The following is an 18,155-nucleotide window of genomic DNA, read 5'->3' as shown; positions in this document are numbered from 1 at the left end:
CATCAATCAGTCGCTGCCGCAGCGTGAAACCGTTAACGAGCCAGCGAGGTTAATCTATCAAGTAATACGTCAGGCTGGTCACCCGACAGACGCGCACCAACAGGGAGGTACCACCAGTTATCCTCGGCAAAGGCGCGACATTTCACCGCGTCTTTTTCCGTCATCACCAGCGTTTGTCCAGCAACTAATAATGCACTGACGTCACTGTAGGTCAGAGACTGATGGTCTGCCAATGGGACACATTTCTGTGGGTTAGCCCCGCATGCCGCCAGGGTGGCAAAGAAACGCGGGGGATGGCCAATCCCAGCCATAGCAACAATATTGGGTAACAGCGCAACGTCGCAGCGCTCGCCGGTGCGTAAATTAACGGCCAGCCCCGGCTCAAGGCGCATCGGAATTTCTCCCGCCTGCGGAATACCACCGTTGACGATAGCCGCATCCACCGATTTAAGCCGACCCGCTCGCTCCCGCATAGGCCCCGCGGGAAGCCACCAGCCGTTGCCAAACCGACGTTCACCGTCAATCACCACGATTTCAACATCGCGCGCCAGGGCATAATGCTGCAGACCATCGTCCGTGACGATAATCTGCACGTCATGATGAGCAAGAATGGCTTTTACCGCATCGGCTCTTACCGGAGAAACAGCAACCGGCACGCCGGTACGCTGGAAGATCAGTACCGGTTCATCGCCCGCTTCTGCCGTCGTGGTGTCCGCCGTCAGCAACAGCGGGTACGCCTGCGCTTTTCCGCCATAGCCGCGAGAAACTACGCCCACACGAATGCCGCGTTGCTGCAGGTGTTCAACCAACCAAATAACGACTGGCGTTTTACCATTGCCGCCAGCTGTAAGGTTTCCAACTACCACAACCGGCACCGGTGCGCGCCATGCACGTTTAAGCCCAAGCGTATAGCATAAGCGGATCGCCCCGCTCACCAGACCATATAGCCAGGAGAGCGGAAGTAACAACCGCCACAGCGGCGATTCACCGGACCAGATACGCGCGATCATTGACCAAATTGCATTTTGTGTAATTGCGCATACACACCGCGCTGTTCAAGCAGTTCGCTATGGGTGCCGCGTTCAACAATCAGCCCGTCTTCCACAACGACAATCTCATCCGCCTGTTCGATGGTCGAAAGACGGTGCGCAATGACCAGCGAGGTGCGGTTCTTCTGCAGTTCATCAAGAGCCGCCTGGATAGCGCGTTCGGATTCGGTATCCAGCGCCGACGTCGCTTCATCCAGGATCAGGATCGGGCTGTCGCGTAGCAAGGCACGGGCGATAGCAATACGCTGGCGCTGACCGCCGGAAAGCAGCACGCCGTTCTCGCCGATGACCGTATCCAGACCATCATCCATCTTGTTGATGAAGTCCATGGCGTAGGCCATACGCGCCGCTTCTTCAATCTGTTCGCGGCTGTAGATATCCGTACGTGCGTAAGCGATGTTATTGGCAACCGTGTCGTTAAACAGGTGCACGTTCTGCGAGACCAGCGCAACCTGATCGCGCAAGGACGCCAGGGTATATTCACGCAGATCGTGTCCATCCATCAGAATTTGCCCTTCATCAATGTCATAGAAGCGCGTAATCAGACTGGCGATGGTGGATTTACCTGAACCTGAACGCCCAACCAGCGCAACGGTTTTTCCTGCCGGAATATGCAGGTTGATGTTACGCAGTGCAGGCACTTCACGACCCGGATAGGTAAAGGTGACGTTACGGAACTCTAAATCGCCGGTCGCACGTTCGATAACGCGTTTACCTTCGTCTTTTTCCTGTTCGCTATCCAGAATAGTGAACAAGGTCTGGCACGCCGCCATACCACGTTGGAACTGGGCGTTGACGTTAGTCAGAGACTTCAGCGGACGCATCAGGGCGATCATTGAGGAGAAGACCACCGTGATGGTCCCTGCCGTCAGGTTTTCCATGACGCTGGGGAAACTGGCTGCATACAATACGAAAGCCAGCGCCAGCGACGCAATCAACTGAATGATTGGATCGGAGATAGAAGACGCGGAAACCATCTTCATGCCCTGTAAACGCATCTTGTTACTGACTTTATCAAAACGTTTGGTTTCGACTTCCTGACCACCAAAAATCAAGACTTCTTTGTGGCCTTTCAGCATCTGCTCCGCACTGGTCGTCACTTGCCCCATAGTGTTTTGCATATTCTTACTGATGCTACGGAAACGCTTGGAAACCACGCGGATCGCAATCGACACAATGGGTGCCAGCACGATCAGAATTAATGACAGCTGCCAGCTGTAATAAAACATCATGATAAACAGGCCAATAATCGAGGCCCCTTCACGCACTACGGTGATCAGTGCGCCAGAAGACGATGACGCAACTTGCTCTGAATCATAGGTAATACGAGACAGTAACGTACCGGTTGATTGTTTATCAAAAAAAGCGACGGGCATGCCCATCATATGACCAAACAGGCGGCGGCGTATGGTCATTACCACTTTGCCTGACACCCAGGAAATACAGTAGCTGGAGACGTAGCTGGTTAAGCCACGTACTACCATCAGTCCAATGACCACCAGTGGCATCCACATCAGCACCGAGCGATCGGCTTTACCAAAACCATCATCCAGTAATGGTTTAAGGAGCGATAGCATGAAGGTATCGCTGGCCGCGTTCAGGACTAACGCTATACCCGCCACGATCAGACCCGATTTAAAAGGCGCTATGGTCGGCCATAGTCGGCGAAACGTCTGCCACGTAGAGAGATCTTTATCGTTATGCATTCAAAAAACCAGCATTTGTTAGAATAGCCGTATATTCTACCTGTTATCCTCCGGCACGCCAAACCACTGATGATACCAACGAGGTAAAATCTGATCCCGCAAACTGCGTATCCGCCAATTTCTCGGGAAAAAGTCCAGCGTAACCTGCCCCTGATGAGGCGTGTCCAGCCATTGGTAACTCTGCTGCTGATAGCGTTGCTTCACTTTCCAGGAAGGCAGACGCCAGGCGTTATAGCGTGAAGCTGAGGCTAACGCCACCTGCCCACCAACCCGCTGAACAAACGCTAATGACGATGAAGTATTGCTGCCATGATGCGGTACCTGAATAAAAGTGGACTGCAGATGCTGCCAGTAATGACTTAGCATATTTTGTTCTGCAGGAGATTCAATATCACCGGTCAGCAGAAAACTGCGCTTGCCGTCGTCAACTCTCACCACACAGGAATGGTTATTCCCCCGATCGTTAGTCCCACGGAGCGGCCAGTGAGCGCTGAACGTTAATCCCTGCCATTGCCAGCTCTCGCCGCGAAAACAGGGTAAATGGCCTTTCCATCCTAGCGGGCTTCTCACCCACATTGCTGGCCAGGTTTTCAGTAACGAGTCCATTCCCCCCCGATGGTCCAGATGTTCATGGCTCAACACGATCCCTTCAGGTGTCAGGTTGTGCCAGCGTAACCAGGGGATGATCAACTGCTGTGCGCTATCACCCCCAGGCCATGCCAGCCCGGTATCGTAGAGGATTGCTTTACCATTACGGGCGATGACCATTGCCAGTCCTTGCCCAACATCCAGCATATACACCTGCCACACTTGCGTTCGCGCAGGTCGCCAGAATGGCAAGCTCAACAAAAGCACTGCCGAAATGCAGACCACCGGTAAGGTACGCCATGCATTCAGTCGCCATGCAACGAGCATCGCCCAAGGCGATAACGAAAGCCATTGCCAGCGTTGGTCAATGTTGATCCAACCTTCTGGCAGACTATTGAGCGCCCAGAATAAGAGTGCCAGCGAACGATCGGCCAGATACCAGCACCCGGTCTCGACAACCAGCGGCCCGGTTAAGTGCACAATCATACCCGCGAGTATCAGCGGGACAGAAACAAACGTGACCAACGGTACGGCAAACAAATTGGCCAGAAATGAGGTCAGGCTGATACCGTGAAACAGGGCGATTTGCACTGGCAGAAGCAGGAGCGTGATACCTAACTGGAGATGCGCCAGCTCGAGAACTACGCGTCCCACACGGGAGAGTGACCATTCGGGCAGTGGAAACCATTGATACCAGAATATCAGTGCCGCAACGGCAAACGCGGACAACCACAGGCTTTGTGAGAGAACAGCAACGGGATCAACCATCACAATTGCAGCCAGACAGCATGTCCAGACAGCCCACCCACTCCACTGCCGCCCGCTCAGTTTAAGCGCACCCCAGACAATCAGTGCAACCACGGTGCGTAATGCGGGAGGCTGTAGCCCTGTTAACCATGCATAAAACGTCGCACAGGCGATTCCGCCCACCAGCGGAACCTGCCAGGCGATCCAGCGGGTTGGCATAAAAAATTGCCCACCGCGAATTAGCCCGGCGGCTAAAAGCGCGGCAAAGGCAATATGTAGCCCGGAAATAGCCATCAAATGCGCCGTTCCGGTGTCGCGCATAATGGTTTTCACCTCTTGCGAAACAGAGAGTCGCTCCCCCATTCCCAGGCCCAGTATCACCTGCTGCCAGGGATAAGCGGATAACGTTGTATTCAACGAAGAGAGATAACGGGCACGCAGGCTACACTGTGGCGAAATGACACTTGCCTGCAGGAAGCGTCCCGTCAGCGGTTGATGCTGTGCTAACGCATAGCGCTGGCTATCAAATCCCCCTTCATTTAATTGGCCGTGTACCGCGCGAACCTTAAGCGTCATCGCCCATTTCTGACCCGCACAAACCTCACCTGGTAAGTATTGTCCATACAGTACGATCCCCTGCGCCGGAAATATTCGTCTCCCCTGCAGGTGGGTAATTTGTCCATAGTGCGTGGTCATATGGTCAGTGCCGGTTATTTGTACTATGGCCTGCTGAGTGTTAGCGGGGAGCGTATTGCCCGCCCAAGTAGCGTCTTTCGCCGCCAGTATTCCCCAGAGAAAGAACAACAGCGTTAACCCGGCATAATGCAGATACTTGTGCGGAATAAGACAGAGCACACACGCCAGGCAAAACAGGCCGCTGACGTACAGCATTTCGGGCAGTGAGGGTAATACCGTAAGCGGGAGAATACCGCACAATGCACACGAACTGACCGTTGTTATTTTCACAAAACACCTCCCTGTTACAGGAAGTGTGCAGGACAACGCAGCGGTTGTCTGGCAGCAATTTTTCGTTTTCCGGCGTGTGTTCTGCTGTTATTACGCGAAGGATGTAATGTGCAATTTAACTGAGAGGCGGGTTCCAATATGGGCAAGCAGAAATGAAAAAAGCACCCCTACAGGTGCTTTTCTCGACGTTAAGTTTTGTGAAAAACTTAGCCGTAAATATTGGCGCGATCGCGCAGCTCTTTACCCGGTTTAAAGTGCGGAACATATTTTCCTTCCAGATCCACTTTATCGCCAGTCTTCGGATTACGTCCGGTACGTGGTGCGCGGTAATGCAGAGAAAAACTACCGAAACCGCGGATTTCAATACGCTCGCCCTGCGCCAGAGTCGAGGCCATATGTTCCAGCATCTCTTTTACCGCGTCTTCAACCGCTTTCGCGGGAATGTGAGGCTGCTGGGTTGCAAGTCTTTCGATCAATTCTGACTTGGTCATGATTCCTCCGGTTCCTTAAAGGCAAAATTAGCTGCTGCATTGATTAAGGGCGGCCGTAGCCGCCCTTTGTCATTGATTACAGGACGAATCCTGTAATCTGTCAAGCTACTCGTTACCCTTTGTGCTGTTAATAGCACAAAGGATTTGAAGCACTCGATATTACTCGCCTTTAGCTGCTTTGAAAGCTTCAGCCATTGCGTTGTTAGAGAAGTTTGCATCTTCCTGTTTGTTAACAGTTGCGATTGCATCTTTCTCATCAGCTTCGTCTTTAGCACGAACAGACAGGCTGATTGCACGGTTCTTACGATCAACGCCGGTGAATTTAGCTTCAACGTCGTCGCCTACGCTCAGAACCAGAGTTGCATCTTCAACGCGGTCACGTGAAGCTTCAGAAGCGCGCAGGTAACCTTCAACACCGTCAGCCAGTTCTACGGTTGCGCCTTTAGCGTCAACTGCAGTCACTTTACCGTTTACGATTGCGCCTTTCTTGTTCAGTGCAACCCAGTTGTTGAACGGATCTTCTGCGAGCTGTTTAACGCCCAGAGAGATACGCTCACGTTCTGCGTCAACCTGCAGAACAACTGCTGCGATTTCGTCGCCTTTTTTGTATTCACGAACTGCTTCTTCGCCTGCAACGTTCCAGGAGATGTCAGACAGGTGAACCAGGCCGTCGATGCCGCCGTCCAGGCCGATGAAGATACCGAAGTCAGTGATAGACTTGATTTTACCTTCAACACGGTCACCCTTGTTGTGGGTTTCCGCGAACTGCTGCCATGGGTTGTTTTTGCACTGCTTCAGACCCAGGGAGATACGACGACGTTCTTCGTCGATATCCAGAACCATAACTTCCACTACGTCGCCAACGTTAACAACTTTGGACGGGTGGATGTTTTTGTTGGTCCAATCCATTTCGGAAACGTGAACCAGGCCTTCAACGCCTTCTTCGATTTCAACGAAGCAGCCGTAGTCGGTCAGGTTGGTCACGCGACCAGTCAGTTTGGTACCTTCCGGATAACGCTTAGCGATAGCTACCCATGGATCTTCGCCCAGCTGTTTCAGGCCCAGAGATACACGAGTACGCTCGCGGTCGAACTTCAGCACTTTAACAGTGATTTCGTCGCCAACGTTTACGATTTCGCTTGGATGCTTAACGCGTTTCCATGCCATGTCGGTGATGTGCAGCAGGCCGTCAACGCCACCCAGATCAACGAATGCACCGTAGTCAGTGAGGTTCTTAACGATACCTTTAACTTCCATGCCTTCCTGCAGGTTTTCCAGCAGCTGATCGCGTTCTGCGCTGTTTTCGGATTCGATAACGGCACGACGGGAAACAACGACGTTGTTACGTTTCTGATCCAGCTTGATTACTTTGAATTCAAGCTCTTTGCCTTCCAGGTGCAGCGTGTCGCGGACCGGACGAACGTCTACCAGGGAACCCGGCAGGAACGCGCGAATACCATTCAGCTCAACAGTGAAGCCACCCTTGACTTTGCCATTGATAACACCAGTAACGGTCGCAGCTTCTTCGTAAGCTTTTTCCAGCGTGATCCAAGCTTCGTGACGTTTAGCTTTTTCACGGGACAGCAGAGTTTCACCGAAGCCGTCTTCTACTGCATCCAGAGCAACGTCAACTTCGTCACCAACCTGGATTTCCAGCTCGCCCTGGGCGTTTTTGAACTGCTCTGCCGGAATGGCAGACTCAGATTTCAGACCGGCGTCAACCAGTACGATATCTTTGTCGATAGCAACAACAACACCACGAACGATGGAACCCGGACGGGTTTCAATTGTTTTTAAGGATTCTTCAAATAGTTGAGCAAAAGATTCTGTCATGTTTAATCTTCAGGTTTCATATTTAACGTCCACCTGGCTCCATGCCGGATGGGGTTGTTTAACATACCCGCTAACACTCCATTGCTACGGGGGTACTGCAAATTCGGTCGCACTTAAGCGAGTGCCAGTTTTTGGCGCGCGTATTGTAACGCTTTTTCAATCACTTGCTCAATGCTTAATCGGGTTGAATCCAAAACTAAGGCATCAGCAGCAGGAACTAACGGCGCTACCGCACGGTTTCGATCGCGGTCGTCGCGTTCTTCGATCTCGGCCAAAAGGCGTTCAAAGTTAACACTAAAGCCCTTCTCCTGCAACTGTAGCATACGTCGATGCGCACGTTCTTGCGAGGAAGCGTCCAGAAAAATTTTCACCGGCGCGTCAGGGAATACCACGGTCCCCATGTCGCGTCCGTCAGCGATTAATCCCGGCGCTTCACGGAAGGCGCGTTGACGACGCAACAGCGCTTCGCGCACACGGGGAAACGCAGCAACCTGAGAGGCGGCGTTTGCCACTTCCTGAGTGCGGATTTCACCGCTAACATCTTCACCTTCCAGGATAACTTCCAGATTGCCGTCTGTTGAGATAAAACGCACATCCAGATGTGACGCCAGCGGGACCAGCGCATCTTCAGAGGCGACATCAACATGGTGATGTAACGCCGCAAGCGCCAGTACACGATAAATCGCGCCAGAATCTAACAGATGCCACTGCAATGCTTCCGCCATTGCTTTGCACAAGGTGCCTTTACCTGCACCGCTTGGGCCATCAATGGTAATAACCGGGGCAATTGCCGTCATCTTTTTCTCCTTAAACAGGCATACGTTAACGTAAACGCCGCGCATTATACGCGCCAACGTCAACGATCGTTATCTTTGTGTGAAAAATACAGAATCATTGAAGCTGAGTGTAGAATAAATGGGCAATAGAGGATGTCAGAATGTGCCGCACGTGGTAGTGCGGCCATCAAATCAGGCAGGTGTACTAATACGTGCCAACTGTTCGAAATAATCCGGGAAGGTTTTGGCCGTGCATTTAGGGTCAAGAATAGTGACTGGCGTGTCAGACAGCGCCACCAGCGAGAAACACATCGCCATGCGGTGATCGTTATAGGTCGCAATATCAGCAAATGTTAACGTAGCAGGTGGCGTGATACGGATAAAATCATGCCCCTCTTCCACTTCAGCGCCCACTTTACGCAGCTCCGTCGCCATCGCAAATAAACGGTCTGTCTCCTTGACTCGCCAGTTGTAGATGTTGCGAAGAATCGTGGTGCCTTTCGCAAACAGCGCCGCGGTAGCAATCGTCATCGCCGCATCCGGAATGTGGTTCATATCCATATCAATGGCGTGTAATTCCCCGTGCGTACAGGCAATGAAGTCATCTCCCCACGTCACGGTCGCGCCCATTTTTTCCAGCACATCGGCAAAGCGAATATCGCCCTGCATGCTGTTGCGGCCAATCCCGGTGACTTTCACCGTACCGCCTTTAATCGCTCCGGCTGCAAGGAAATACGAGGCCGATGACGCATCCCCTTCCACCAGGTATGCGCCAGGGGACTGGTACTGCTGTCCACCATTGACAACAAAATGTTGGTAGTTCTGGTTCTCAATCTCAACGCCAAAGGTTTTCATCAGGTTTAGCGTAATATCGATGTAAGGTTTTGATACCAGCTCGCCTTTAATTGCGATAGTCGTATCCTGCGGCGCCAGCGGCGCGGTCATCAGCAACGCGGTGAGGAACTGGCTGGACACGCTGCCGTCCACGTCAACCTGGCCACCGATAAAACCACCGCGCAGTCGTAAAGGCGGATAGTTTTCCTGCTCCAGGTAATCTATGTTTGCGCCCCCCTGGCGTAACGCGTCGACCAGATGGCCAATCGGGCGCTCTTTCATACGCGGTTCACCCGTCAGCACAATATCGTTGTGCCCCAGACACAGCGCAGCCGCCAGCGGACGCATCGCGGTGCCGGCGTTGCCAAGAAACAGTTCGACTGCACCTTCGGCCTGTAACGCGCCGCCGTTACCGATGATTTCGCAGCGGGTACGATCGGCAGAAAGGGTATAACTAATCCCTAACGCATTCAGCGCGTTAAGCATATGGCGGACATCATCACTGTCCAGCAGGTTGGTCAGGACAGTGGTGCCATTTGCTAATGCAGCCAGCAGCAAAGCGCGGTTAGAAACACTTTTAGAACCAGGCAGATTGATGGTGCCATCTACCCGCGCAATGGGTTGTAACGTCAGGGATTCCATGAAACTTAACTCTCAAAAACAGATATAAAAACCCCACAGGCTGGCTGTGGGGATGAAAAATAACAGCAGATTAGCCGCGGCGACGCTCGAAATCGATCATGAAATCGGTCAACGCTTTCACACCTTCAAGCGGCATTGCATTGTAGATAGACGCGCGCATCCCACCGACCACACGATGCCCTTTCAGCGCATGCAGACCAGCAGCAAAAGACTCTTCCAGGAACAGTTTATCCAGTGAGCTGTCAGCCAACTGGAAAGGAACGTTCATGCGCGAGCGGTTAGACTTCGCAACGTCGTTACGATAGAAGTCACTGTTATCAATGACGCCGTACAACAGTTCCGCTTTTTGCTGGTTAATTTTGTCCATTGCGCTGACGCCGCCTTGCGCTTTCAGCCACTTAAAGACCAGACCAGAGAGGTACCAGGCAAATGTCGGCGGCGTGTTAAACATCGAGTCATTGTCGTTCAGGACGGTGTAATCGAGGATCGACGGGCAGGACACGTGCGCTTTGCCGAGTAAATCTTCACGTACGATGACGATCGTCAGACCCGCTGGGCCGATGTTTTTCTGCGCGCCGGCGTAGATTACGCCATAGCGGCTAACATCAAGCGGCCCAGACAAGATGGTGGAAGACAGGTCAGCGGTCACCACAACGTTACTGGCAAAATTCGGCGTCTCATCGATTGCAATACCATCAATGGTTTCGTTCGGGCAATAGTGCAGATAAGCCGCATTGTCAGAAAGCTGCCATTCACTCATTGGCGTGACCGCCCGCAGGCCGTCAACAGTGACTTTGGCATCAATCACGTTTGGTGTGCAGTATTTCTTCGCTTCTTTAATGGCGCTGGCTGCCCAATAACCGGCATCGACGTAATCTGCCGTGGTCTTATCGCCTAAAATATTGAGCGGGATCCCGGCGAACTGACCGCGACCACCGCCATGGCAGAACAACACTTTGTAGTTGGAGGGAATGCTGAGGAGATCGCGAAAATCCTGCTCTGCTTCCTCTGCGACCTGGATAAACTCTTTACCACGGTGGCTAATTTCCATCACCGACGTGCCAAGACCATTCCAGTCGCGGAGATCCTGTTGAGCCAGTTTAAGTACGTCCGCCGGTAGCATTGCCGGGCCTGAACTAAAATTGAAGACCTGAGTCATTTCCCCTCACCACGTTGTGTTGTTATCCGGTCAACATCCTGTCGTTGGCAATAATTCCTGTGACAGACATTGGGTATATGTTTTTCCTGTGGATATCGGTTTTATCATTCAGCGACACGCGCCGCAATGGGTAATACGGGTCAGGGGAAAAATGTGTCATTCGTCACACAACAGAATCTATCGGATTGACGGCTCAAAACCGATATTTTCGCTGTCAGGTGACCCGTTTTGCCCGACTGGCCTTCGTCCATTCTGGATTTGCACAGCGCGGACATAATTGATGATCCCCAGCGCGCATGTGAATAACCTCACTACAGCGTACGCAGGCATAATCCCCTGCCGCCGGTACCACCTTAAAGCGTTGCGTACAGTGTTTAGGCAGAATGCTGAGACCGGGTTTGACGTCTTCATCGGCAAAGAAATAGACGCTGATTTGCCCGTTTGTCTCCAGAATAGCGAGCTTCACCTGCCCTAATTGCTCCACACCGTTCAACCGCAATTCCATAAAAAACTCGAATTCCGTCATATTGGCGTTATTGAGCTTCGACCATGACAGTTCGCCGTCTTCGATGATCACCAGCGGTTTACCCTCCAGCAGATCCTCCAGCTTTTCACTGTGTGCCATCAGCCACATCACTAAGCGATACAGCAGCGCCAGGGTAATGAATACCACCAGCACCGGTAGCAGCGGAACATCGTCATAAAACGCCACATCCCCCGCGGCCGACCCAAGCGTCAGGATAATCAACACTTCAAAAAGCGACATCTGGCGTACACCACGCCGCCCCGTGAGCTTTAAAAACAGAAAAACCAATATAAAGGTATACAAGCTGCGCAGCGCCACCTCACCCAGAAACTCCATGGGCACTTTATCCAGCGCCATACGGTGTAAATCGAATGCTTTCATTTTGTACTCTTAACGTGGGTTATCGTGTGAAAGCATAGTCAACGCTTTTATTTGCGTCACCGCAGTGGCGGCGATAGCGCCATTCATATAAAACCCGTATCATTGCGCGCTTTCCGTACGACAAAAGTGATTTTCATGACGCAAACATTTATTCCCGGCAAAGATGCCGCACTGGAAGATTCCATCGCCCGCTTCCAGCAAAAATTACTCGACCTTGGTTTCCAGATTGAAGAAGCCTCATGGTTAAACCCCGTTCCTAACGTTTGGTCTGTGCATATTCGCGATAAAGAGTGCGCACTGTGTTTCACCAACGGTAAAGGCGCGACGAAAAAAGCGGCGCTGGCTTCCGCGCTGGGCGAATATTTTGAGCGTCTGTCCACCAACTACTTTTTTGCCGATTTCTGGCTGGGTGAAACTGTCGCTAACGGTCCATTCGTGCATTATCCGAACGAAAAATGGTTCCCGTTAACCGAAGAGGATGACGTTCCAGAAGGTCTGTTGGATGCCCGTCTGCGCGCGTTCTACGATCCGGAAAATGAACTGACCGGCAGCATGCTGATCGACCTGCAGTCAGGCAATGAAGAACGCGGCGTTTGCGGTCTGCCGTTTACCCGCCAGTCTGATAACCAAACCGTGTACATTCCGATGAATATCATTGGCAACCTGTACGTTTCCAACGGAATGTCTGCCGGTAACACCCCAAATGAAGCACGCGTTCAGGGGCTTTCTGAAGTCTTTGAACGTTATGTGAAGAACCGCATTATTGCAGAAAGCATCAGTCTGCCGGAAATCCCAGCCGACGTGCTGGCGCGTTACCCGGCTGTGGTCGAGTCCATCGCCAAACTGGAAGCCGAAGGGTTCCCAATTTTCGCCTATGACGGCTCGCTGGGCGGTAAATACCCGGTTATCTGCGTAGTACTGTTTAACCCGGCTAACGGGACCTGCTTTGCGTCATTTGGCGCCCACCCGGACTTCGGCGTGGCACTGGAGCGTACCGTCACTGAACTGTTGCAGGGCCGCGGTCTGAAAGATCTTGATGTCTTTATGCCCCCGACCTTTGATGATGAAGAAGTGGCTGAGCATACCAACCTCGAAACCCACTTCATCGATTCCAGCGGTCTGATCTCCTGGGATTTGTTCAAGCAAGATGCCGATTATCCGTTCGTTGACTGGAATTTCTCCGGCACCACGGAAGAAGAGTTCGCCACCCTGATGGCTATCTTCAAAACCGAAGATAAAGAAGTGTATATCGCTGATTACGAGCATCTGGGCGTGTACGCCTGCCGCATCATCGTTCCGGGGATGTCCGATATCTATCCGGCTGAAGATCTGTGGTTAGCGAACAACGGTATGGGCACACATCTGCGTGAAACCATTCTTTCTCTGCCGGGCAGCGAGTGGGATAAAGAAGACTATCTCAGCCTGCTCGAACAACTGGATGAAGAAGGTTTTGACGACTTTACCCGCGTACGTGAGCTGCTGGGTCTGGCAACAGGTTCAGACAACGGCTGGTCTACGCTGCGTATTGGTGAGCTGAAAGTGATGCTGGCACTGGCCGGCGGTGACCTGGAGCAGGCACTGATTTGGACCGAATGGACAATGGAGTTTAACGCATCGGTCTTTAGCGCCGAACGCGCCAACTACTACCGTTGCCTGCAAACGCTGCTGCTGTTGTCGCAGGAAGACGATCGCCAGCCGCTGCAGTATCTGAACGCTTTTGTCCGTATGTACGGTGCCGATGCGGTTGAAGCGGCGAGTGCGGCATTAAGCGGAGAAGCGCCGTTTTATGGCCTCCAGTCCGTCGACAGCGATCTGCAGGCTTTCCCGGCGCATCAGTCTCTGCTGAAAGCCTATGAAAAACTGCAGCGCGCAAAAGCAGCATACTGGTCAAAATAATGGCAATTAGCCTGCTCTGAGTAGGCTTCAACAATTGACTACGCTATATTACGGGGCGCATTTTGTGCCCCGTTTTTTTTATTTTTGCTTAATCAAAAATAAATGTAAAAACAAGGTTAAAAATTAGTAGTTGATATTAAAAAAAATAGCTTGATAGTGTTGCATTTTATCTCAATTACTCCATTTTAATTAACCGCTCAACGGGAGGCGAAAGGAAAAAATTCAACTCACTTTATAATTTTTAAAATTTATTTTTACTATAATAATCAAAAAGTTACTCCGTAATCGCATAAAAACCATGCGTCTTGCGGGCCTATAAGCCAGGCGAGATATGATCTATATCAAATTCTCATCTATAATGCTTTGTTAGTATCTCGTCGCCGACTTAATAAAGAGAGAGTTAGTGTGAAAGCTGACAACCCTTTTGATCTTATACTTCCTGCTGCTATGGCCAAAGTTGCCGAAGAAGCAGGCGTCTATAAAGCAACGAAACATCCGCTTAAGACGTTCTATCTGGCAATTACTGCCGGTGTGTTCATTTCAATTGCCTTTGTTTTCTATATCACCGCCACGACCGGTACTGGAACAATGCCTTTCGGTATGGCCAAGTTGATCGGTGGTATCTGCTTTTCCCTGGGACTGATTCTTTGTGTTGTCTGCGGCGCTGACCTCTTTACTTCAACCGTACTGATTGTCGTCGCTAAGGCCAGTGGACGTATTACCTGGGGCCAACTGGCAAAAAACTGGCTCAACGTTTATGTTGGCAACCTGGTGGGTTGCTTGCTCTTTGTGCTACTGATGTGGCTTTCCGGCGAATATATGACCGCTAACGGCGCATGGGGGCTAAATGTCCTGCAAACCGCCGATCACAAAGTGCATCACACCTTTGTTGAAGCCGTCAGCCTCGGTATTCTGGCAAACCTGATGGTGTGCCTGGCCGTATGGATGAGCTACTCAGGCCGTAGCCTGATGGACAAAGCGTTTATCATGGTATTGCCGGTCGCAATGTTTGTTGCCAGCGGTTTTGAGCACAGTATCGCAAACATGTTTATGATCCCTATGGGTATCGTAATACGCGATTTCGCCACACCGGAATTCTGGACCGCTGTCGGTTCTTCTCCGGAGAATTTTTCACACCTGACCGTGATGAATTTCATCACCGATAACCTGATTCCGGTTACGATCGGTAACATTATCGGCGGCGGTTTGTTAGTCGGGTTGACATACTGGGTCATTTACCTACGTGGTAACGATCATCACTAATTTGTTGATGCCCATTACACGTAGTAAATAAAAAATCCACTTAAGAAGGTAGGTGTTACATGTCCGAGCTTAATGAAAAGTTAGCCACAGCCTGGGAAGGTTTTACCAAAGGTGATTGGCAGAATGAAGTAAACGTCCGTGACTTCATTCAGAAAAACTACACTCCGTATGAGGGTGACGAGTCCTTCCTGGCTGGCGCAACTGACGCGACCACCAAGCTGTGGGACAGCGTGATGGAAGGCGTTAAACAGGAAAACCGTACTCACGCGCCTGTTGACTTTGACACCTCCGTTGCTTCTACCATCACTTCTCACGACGCTGGCTACATCAACAAGCAGCTTGAGAAAATCGTTGGTCTGCAGACTGAAGCTCCACTGAAACGTGCGATCATTCCGTTTGGCGGCATCAAAATGGTTGAAGGTTCCTGCAAAGCGTACAATCGCGAACTGGACCCGATGCTGAAAAAAATCTTCACCGAATACCGCAAAACCCACAACCAGGGCGTATTCGATGTTTATACCAAAGACATTCTGAACTGCCGTAAATCCGGTATTCTGACTGGTCTGCCAGATGCGTATGGCCGTGGCCGTATCATCGGTGACTACCGTCGCATTGCGCTGTACGGTATCGACTACCTGATGAAAGACAAGTACGCTCAGTTCGTCTCTCTGCAGTCCGATCTGGAAAATGGCGTAAACCTGGAAGCAACTATCCGTCTGCGTGAAGAAATTGCTGAACAGCACCGCGCACTGGGTCAGATCAAAGAAATGGCGGCTAAATATGGCTGCGATATCTCTGGTCCGGCTACCAACGCTCAGGAAGCTATCCAGTGGACTTACTTCGGCTACCTGGCCGCTGTTAAGTCTCAGAACGGTGCAGCAATGTCCTTCGGTCGTGTATCCACCTTCCTGGATGCATACATCGAACGTGATATCAAAGCAGGCAAAATCACCGAGCAAGACGCTCAGGAAATGATTGACCACCTGGTCATGAAACTGCGTATGGTTCGTTTCCTGCGTACACCTGAATATGATGAACTGTTCTCCGGTGACCCGATTTGGGCAACTGAATCAATCGGCGGTATGGGCGTTGACGGCCGTACTCTGGTTACCAAAAACAGCTTCCGCTTCCTGAACACCCTGTACACCATGGGTCCTTCTCCGGAGCCGAACATCACCGTTCTGTGGTCTGAAAAACTGCCTCTGAACTTCAAGAAATTCGCCGCTAAAGTGTCTATCGATACCTCTTCTCTGCAGTATGAGAACGATGACCTGATGCGTCCGGACTTCAACAACGACGATTACGCTATCGCTTGCTGCGTAAGCCCGATGGTTGTTGGTAAACAAATGCAGTTCTTCGGTGCGCGTGCAAACCTGGCGAAAACCATGCTGTACGCAATCAACGGCGGCGTTGATGAAAAACTGAAAATCCAGGTTGGTCCGAAATCTGAACCAATCAAAAGTGACGTTCTGAACTTCGACGAAGTGATGGAACGTATGGATCACTTTATGGATTGGCTGGCTAAACAGTACGTCACTGCACTGAACGTCATCCACTACATGCACGACAAGTACAGCTACGAAGCCGCTCTGATGGCGCTGCACGACCGTGACGTTGTTCGCACCATGGCGTGTGGTATCGCAGGTCTGTCCGTTGCTGCTGACTCCCTGTCTGCAATCAAATATGCGAAAGTTAAACCGATTCGTGACGAAGACGGTCTGGCTATCGACTTCGAAATCGAAGGCGAATACCCGCAGTTTGGTAACAACGACTCTCGCGTTGATGACATGGCGGTTGACCTGGTAGAACGTTTCATGAAGAAAATTCAGAAACTGACTACTTACCGTAACGCTATCCCGACTCAGTCTGTTCTGACCATCACCTCTAACGTTGTGTATGGTAAGAAAACGGGTAACACTCCAGATGGCCGTCGTGCTGGCGCACCGTTCGGACCGGGTGCTAACCCAATGCACGGCCGTGACCAGAAAGGTGCTGTTGCCTCTCTGACCTCCGTTGCTAAACTGCCGTTTGCTTACGCTAAAGATGGTATCTCTTATACCTTCTCTATCGTTCCGAACGCACTGGGTAAAGACGACGAAGTTCGTAAGACCAACCTGGCAGGCCTGATGGACGGTTACTTCCATCACGAAGCGTCCATCGAAGGTGGTCAGCACCTGAACGTGAACGTCATGAACCGTGAAATGCTGCTGGACGCGATGGAACATCCTGAGAAATATCCTCAGCTGACCATCCGTGTATCGGGTTATGCAGTACGTTTTAACTCCCTGACTAAAGAACAGCAGCAGGATGTTATTACCCGTACTTTCACTCAGACCATGTAATTGGTTTTGACTGAAATCACGCGTTAAATGTCGTACAATAAAGGCTCCACGTAAGTGGGGCCTTTTTAGCAACTAAGTCTCTTTCGTCAGCTATCTATACTTATGGATGACTGCCAAAACAGACTCGACACAGTTAATAACTGTGCACTCACTCTGGCCCCGGATGGGCCACATCTGGAGATACACCGCAATGTCAGTTATTGGTCGCATTCACTCCTTTGAATCCTGTGGCACCGTAGACGGCCCGGGCATCCGCTTTATTACCTTCTTCCAGGGCTGCCTGATGCGCTGCCTGTATTGCCATAACCGTGATACGTGGGACACGCACGGTGGTAAAGAAGTCACCGTCGAAGAATTGATGAAAGAAGTGGTAACCTATCGCCACTTTATGAACGCCTCCGGTGGCGGAGTAACGGCATCCGGTGGTGAGGCTATTCTGCAGGCCGAATTCGTTCGTGACTGGTTCCGCGCCTGTAGAAAAGAAGGTATTCATACCTGTCTCGACACCAACGGTTTTGTCCGCCGCTACGATCCGGTGATTGATGAACTGCTGGAAGTCACCGATCTGGTGATGCTCGACCTCAAACAGATGAACGACGAAATTCACCAGAACCTGGTCGGTGTGTCTAACCATCGTACGCTGGAGTTCGCACGCTATCTGTCTAACAAAGACATCAAGGTATGGATCCGCTACGTCGTCGTACCAGGCTGGTCTGACGATGACGACTCAGCACACCGTCTGGGCGAGTTTACCCGTGATATGGGCAACGTCGAAAAAATCGAATTACTGCCTTACCATGAGTTGGGTAAACACAAATGGGTGGCGATGGGCGAAGAATATAAGCTGGATGGCGTTAAGCCACCGAAGAAAGAAACCATGGATCGCGTGAAAGGTATCCTGGAACAGTATGGTCATAAAGTGATGTATTGAGTTTACATCCTTGTAAAACGGCTGC

At 51.3% G+C, this 18,155-nt stretch carries 13 protein-coding genes; 4 read left to right on the top strand and 9 right to left on the bottom strand.

Annotated elements, in window-relative coordinates; genetic code table 11:
• Positions 1–32 precede the first annotated feature (32 nt).
• From lpxK to FCH32_RS06960, 9 genes are all read right to left on the bottom strand, one after another.
• On the bottom strand, positions 33–1,010 hold the full coding sequence (gene lpxK, locus FCH32_RS07000) for a tetraacyldisaccharide 4'-kinase (RefSeq protein WP_174360684.1): 978 nt from the start codon (positions 1,008–1,010) through the stop codon (positions 33–35).
• The gene (msbA, locus tag FCH32_RS06995; protein ID WP_115258941.1) at positions 1,007–2,755 is read right to left on the bottom strand and encodes a lipid A ABC transporter ATP-binding protein/permease MsbA; all 1,749 of its coding nucleotides are present in this window, start codon (positions 2,753–2,755) and stop codon (positions 1,007–1,009) included. Before msbA ends, lpxK begins: the two co-directional genes overlap by 4 nt.
• Positions 2,756–2,791: 36 nt before the next feature.
• Positions 2,792–5,056, bottom strand: coding sequence for a ComEC family protein (locus FCH32_RS06990; protein WP_174360683.1), 2,265 nt, complete (start codon positions 5,054–5,056; stop codon positions 2,792–2,794).
• A 206-nt stretch (positions 5,057–5,262) separates the two neighbouring features.
• The gene (ihfB, locus tag FCH32_RS06985) at positions 5,263–5,547 is read right to left on the bottom strand and encodes an integration host factor subunit beta (RefSeq protein WP_003035780.1); all 285 of its coding nucleotides are present in this window, start codon (positions 5,545–5,547) and stop codon (positions 5,263–5,265) included.
• Positions 5,548–5,706: 159 nt separating this feature from the next.
• On the bottom strand, positions 5,707–7,380 hold the full coding sequence (rpsA, locus tag FCH32_RS06980) for a 30S ribosomal protein S1 (RefSeq protein ID WP_096757679.1): 1,674 nt from the start codon (positions 7,378–7,380) through the stop codon (positions 5,707–5,709).
• Positions 7,381–7,493: 113 nt separating this feature from the next.
• The gene (gene cmk, locus FCH32_RS06975; RefSeq protein ID WP_045441261.1) at positions 7,494–8,177 is read right to left on the bottom strand and encodes a (d)CMP kinase; all 684 of its coding nucleotides are present in this window, start codon (positions 8,175–8,177) and stop codon (positions 7,494–7,496) included.
• Positions 8,178–8,348: 171 nt separating this feature from the next.
• Complete coding sequence (gene aroA / locus FCH32_RS06970) at positions 8,349–9,632, bottom strand: 3-phosphoshikimate 1-carboxyvinyltransferase (RefSeq protein WP_174360682.1); 1,284 nt, start codon at positions 9,630–9,632, stop codon at positions 8,349–8,351.
• 70 nt (positions 9,633–9,702) lie between these two features.
• Positions 9,703–10,791 (bottom strand): 3-phosphoserine/phosphohydroxythreonine transaminase, encoded by a 1,089-nt coding sequence (serC, locus tag FCH32_RS06965; RefSeq protein ID WP_096757681.1) that lies wholly within the window; start codon positions 10,789–10,791, stop codon positions 9,703–9,705.
• A 214-nt stretch (positions 10,792–11,005) separates the two neighbouring features.
• Positions 11,006–11,698 (bottom strand): DUF421 domain-containing protein, encoded by a 693-nt coding sequence (locus FCH32_RS06960; RefSeq protein ID WP_117341710.1) that lies wholly within the window; start codon positions 11,696–11,698, stop codon positions 11,006–11,008.
• Between the two features lie 135 nt (positions 11,699–11,833).
• Here FCH32_RS06960 and ycaO point away from each other — a divergent pair, with 135 nt between their 5' ends.
• The 4 genes from ycaO (at position 11,834) to pflA (ending at position 18,130) form a co-directional block, all read left to right on the top strand.
• Positions 11,834–13,594, top strand: a complete 1,761-nt coding sequence (gene ycaO, locus FCH32_RS06955) for a 30S ribosomal protein S12 methylthiotransferase accessory factor YcaO (RefSeq protein WP_115258945.1) — start codon at positions 11,834–11,836, stop codon at positions 13,592–13,594.
• A gap of 405 nt (positions 13,595–13,999) precedes the next feature.
• Positions 14,000–14,857, top strand: a complete 858-nt coding sequence (gene focA, locus FCH32_RS06950) for a formate transporter FocA (protein ID WP_135322512.1) — start codon at positions 14,000–14,002, stop codon at positions 14,855–14,857.
• Positions 14,858–14,916: 59 nt separating this feature from the next.
• Positions 14,917–17,199 carry a formate C-acetyltransferase gene (gene pflB / locus FCH32_RS06945; RefSeq protein WP_096757685.1) on the top strand — a complete coding sequence of 761 codons (2,283 nt, stop codon included), beginning with the start codon at positions 14,917–14,919 and terminating at the stop codon, positions 17,197–17,199.
• Positions 17,200–17,389: 190 nt separating this feature from the next.
• Positions 17,390–18,130 carry a pyruvate formate lyase 1-activating protein gene (pflA, locus tag FCH32_RS06940; RefSeq protein ID WP_096757686.1) on the top strand — a complete coding sequence of 247 codons (741 nt, stop codon included), beginning with the start codon at positions 17,390–17,392 and terminating at the stop codon, positions 18,128–18,130.
• Positions 18,131–18,155: the final 25 nt, after the last annotated feature.

Source organism: Citrobacter gillenii (assembly GCF_013337685.1).
In the GTDB taxonomy this organism is placed as follows: Bacteria; Pseudomonadota; Gammaproteobacteria; order Enterobacterales; family Enterobacteriaceae; genus Citrobacter; species Citrobacter gillenii.
Note: the sequence above shows the minus strand (reverse complement) of the source record. Positions and strands in the feature narration are given on the sequence as shown.

What these genes read in the sequence shown, in the direction of transcription:
- ihfB (WP_003035780.1), bottom strand. Translation starts at nt 5,547, where the DNA reads ATGACCAAGTCAGAATTGATCGAAAGACTTGCAACCCAGCAGCCTCAC.
- pflA (WP_096757686.1), top strand. Translation starts at nt 17,390, where the DNA reads ATGTCAGTTATTGGTCGCATTCACTCCTTTGAATCCTGTGGCACCGTA.
- cmk (WP_045441261.1), bottom strand. Translation starts at nt 8,177, where the DNA reads ATGACGGCAATTGCCCCGGTTATTACCATTGATGGCCCAAGCGGTGCA.
- serC (WP_096757681.1), bottom strand. Translation starts at nt 10,791, where the DNA reads ATGACTCAGGTCTTCAATTTTAGTTCAGGCCCGGCAATGCTACCGGCG.
- aroA (WP_174360682.1), bottom strand. Translation starts at nt 9,632, where the DNA reads ATGGAATCCCTGACGTTACAACCCATTGCGCGGGTAGATGGCACCATC.
- FCH32_RS06960 (WP_117341710.1), bottom strand. Translation starts at nt 11,698, where the DNA reads ATGAAAGCATTCGATTTACACCGTATGGCGCTGGATAAAGTGCCCATG.
- lpxK (WP_174360684.1), bottom strand. Translation starts at nt 1,010, where the DNA reads ATGATCGCGCGTATCTGGTCCGGTGAATCGCCGCTGTGGCGGTTGTTA.
- msbA (WP_115258941.1), bottom strand. Translation starts at nt 2,755, where the DNA reads ATGCATAACGATAAAGATCTCTCTACGTGGCAGACGTTTCGCCGACTA.
- rpsA (WP_096757679.1), bottom strand. Translation starts at nt 7,380, where the DNA reads ATGACAGAATCTTTTGCTCAACTATTTGAAGAATCCTTAAAAACAATT.
- pflB (WP_096757685.1), top strand. Translation starts at nt 14,917, where the DNA reads ATGTCCGAGCTTAATGAAAAGTTAGCCACAGCCTGGGAAGGTTTTACC.
- ycaO (WP_115258945.1), top strand. Translation starts at nt 11,834, where the DNA reads ATGACGCAAACATTTATTCCCGGCAAAGATGCCGCACTGGAAGATTCC.